This window comes from Flavobacterium sp. (genome assembly GCF_013822155.1).
Classification (GTDB): Bacteria; Bacteroidota; Bacteroidia; order Flavobacteriales; family Flavobacteriaceae; genus Flavobacterium.
In genome coordinates, this window is sequence record NZ_PNJW01000128.1 from 1 (window position 1) to 2566 (window position 2566).

Annotated in this window: 4 protein-coding genes; all 4 read left to right on the forward strand. The window is 32.0% G+C overall.

Going from position 1 to position 2566, the window contains the following annotated elements; all coding sequences use genetic code 11:
• Window positions 1-259, forward strand: a 259-nt coding sequence (locus tag C0512_RS15145; RefSeq protein WP_290863071.1) for a hypothetical protein, incomplete at its 5' end; no start/stop codon positions are given.
• Window positions 260-513: 254 nt separating this feature from the next.
• A complete protein-coding gene (locus C0512_RS15150; RefSeq protein ID WP_290863073.1) occupies window positions 514-888 on the forward strand; it encodes a hypothetical protein in 375 nt (124 codons plus the stop codon).
• A 7-nt stretch (window positions 889-895) separates the two neighbouring features.
• The gene (locus C0512_RS15155; RefSeq protein ID WP_290863075.1) at window positions 896-1615 is read left to right on the forward strand and encodes a tetratricopeptide repeat protein; all 720 of its coding nucleotides are present in this window, start codon (window positions 896-898) and stop codon (window positions 1613-1615) included.
• Between the two features lie 217 nt (window positions 1616-1832).
• The gene (locus C0512_RS15160) at window positions 1833-2465 is read left to right on the forward strand and encodes a hypothetical protein (protein WP_290863077.1); all 633 of its coding nucleotides are present in this window, start codon (window positions 1833-1835) and stop codon (window positions 2463-2465) included.
• The last annotated feature ends 101 nt before the right edge of the window (window positions 2466-2566 follow it).

A 2566-nucleotide genomic window follows, 5' to 3' on the forward strand; every position in this document is an offset into this window, starting at 1 on the left:
TATAGATTTGAGTGGAAAAAGTAAAGAAGAAGTAATTAGTATATATGGTCAACCGAATAGAAAAATGAAATGTACTGGTGACTATAAAGTATATAAATACTCAAAATTAAATACAAATATTATTAAAAATGACAGTTTATATGAAGAAAAAATAAATGTTAGACTTGTTTATATTGATAAAGACAACAAAGTTGTAAGAGTTTATAAGAATATAAATTTAGATAATAATAATTACTTTGGTTGTTGTAGATATGAATAATAATTCTGCTAACTCTATAATTACAAACTGAAAATAAAAAAACTACTGCCAACAAGCGTTTGGCAAGATTGCGAATTTTGTAGTAAATACACGTTTATTTCTCGCAAGAAATTTTATCTTTGATAGAAAATAATCGGTTCCGAAGCTCGCAACCTCGCCAAGCGCCGAAACGTTAGCGGTCATTGTAGGGCGACCTGCAAACTCCGAACTGACTTGCAAGAAATTGAGAGTAATTAATTTAAAATTTACAAAACGTGAAATCATATAAAGAGATAATAAAAGGAGTTGTCGTAATAATCTTAGCTCCAATCGTATACAATATTGTTGCTTCAATTGGAAACATAATTGGTTCTCTTTTACATGGAGATTTTACAAGTAACAGGACAGGATTAGTTGTTTTCATTTCCAGTGGTATTGCAGGCTTCCTGTCGGTAAATGTTGTTTCGTTTTATATTTCATCAAACAAAATTTACTACATAATCGGACAAATCTTGAACTTGATACTTTTAATATTGTCAATGGTTTACGAAAATTATAATTGGCTTTATTATTCTGTTCCATTAATTGGAATAGGCTTTCTGTTTGAACCTAAACCTTTGATAAATAAATCTTCCAACACAAACAAATAAAAATAAAATGGACATAATCGGATACATCATTTACGGACTAAGTATTTTAATCACCTTGGGCTGGTGTTTACAAATTCGTGGAAAAGCTCAAAACGAACAAGCCAGAGAAAAGTCAATGGAACTGCAAGGCTTCCTTATGACAGTTTCTTTAGTATTGATACCCTTGCTTCATCTTTCTCCCTTCCACTTACTTTGGATGCTTCCATCCTCATTCATTCTGGGACTTTTAAGCATGACAACGCCACTTAGAGTTTTGTGGATTTTTTCTTCAATCTATTTTTCATTTTGGTATATCGGTATCAGTAATGTTGGACGCAAGTTTTATGTGGACGGTGAATATGAAAAAGCCGTTGCTGCCTTTGAAGAAGAGATTAGCAAGAAGCCAACTTCAGAAGCATATTTTAACCTTGCACTTGCTTACGGAAAATTAGGAGACCATGACAATGAAATTATTGCCTATCAACAATCTATTGAGTTAAAACCTAAACCCGAAACATATTTTAACTTGGGTAACGCTTATGATGACAAAGGCAACAAGCAAGAAGCTATTAAAGCATTCAAGCAAGCAATCAGTTTAAGACCTGAATATCTTAAAGCACATTACACTATTTGCAAGACATACGCAGAAATTGGCGACAAGGAAAATGCTCTGAAAGAATTAGAAATAGTTAGAAAGACAGACAGCAGAAGTGCCGATGAATTAGCATCAATCATAAATTTGGCGTGACAATCCACCAAGACACTGACACAATGGACAGACATAACACGACCGAAGAAAAACAACGAACCGCTAACAGCGGGTTTAAGAAATTGGCGGTTCAGTGGTTAAATGAACATTTGTGCTTCGTATCAAGTTCAGTGCTGGCAGACAGTTTTGTGCTCCGAAATCGCCAACTTCTTAAACCCGCAAAACGTTAGCAGAAATAATAAGACAACCGTTTAACATGAGAACAATTATTTTAACATTAACTATTTTCTTTGTTGGTTGTAACCAAAAAAGCAATGACATTGAAGATGTTGAAATAATGACTTATTATCGTGATTTTGATTCAAATTCAAACTTTATTTTTCGTGTAATAGATTATTCTATTATCCAAGAAAATGGTGATGCAAAATCCATTAATTATAGACACTTTGATAATCAGGACAAGTTTATTAAATATAAAGTAAATCAAAAAATATTAAATGAAATCTCAATCAAAACCCGAAATCTAAACGACAACTATTTTGTTTTAAAAGATAAGGATTTTGCTAATGAGATATTCTGTGGATTAAACGTATATACAAGATATCGTATTAGATTTGAAAATAGAGAAAGTATAACTTTTGTTCATTTAAATAGAAAGCTGAAAACAAAAAAATATTCAGATTTTCTAAAATTAAAACAGGAATTCGAAGTAAACAAAAGTAAAGGTTACAAAATTGCTAACCAAGATACACTCAACTTAATTAGACAGGCAGAAATATTTAAAGTTTTTGCAAATAGCTTTAAAGATAGTTTACTTTATCCTGTAAGACCGCAAGAAGTAAAACCAGTTAAAAACATTACTTCTGCTAACAGCTGTTATCCGCTATAGCTGGTTTTTCTTAAGTTGTGCTTCTTTCTTCACGTAAAAATATTATCTTAGCAGACAGTACGCAGTTCGCTGGATTCGCTACAGTCGGATAGCGGCGAAAT

Bases quoted from the DNA above. Each gene is read 5' to 3' on its own strand.
- C0512_RS15160 (WP_290863077.1), top strand. From the start codon at position 1,833: ATGAGAACAATTATTTTAACATTAACTATTTTCTTTGTTGGTTGTAAC.
- C0512_RS15155 (WP_290863075.1), top strand. From the start codon at position 896: ATGGACATAATCGGATACATCATTTACGGACTAAGTATTTTAATCACC.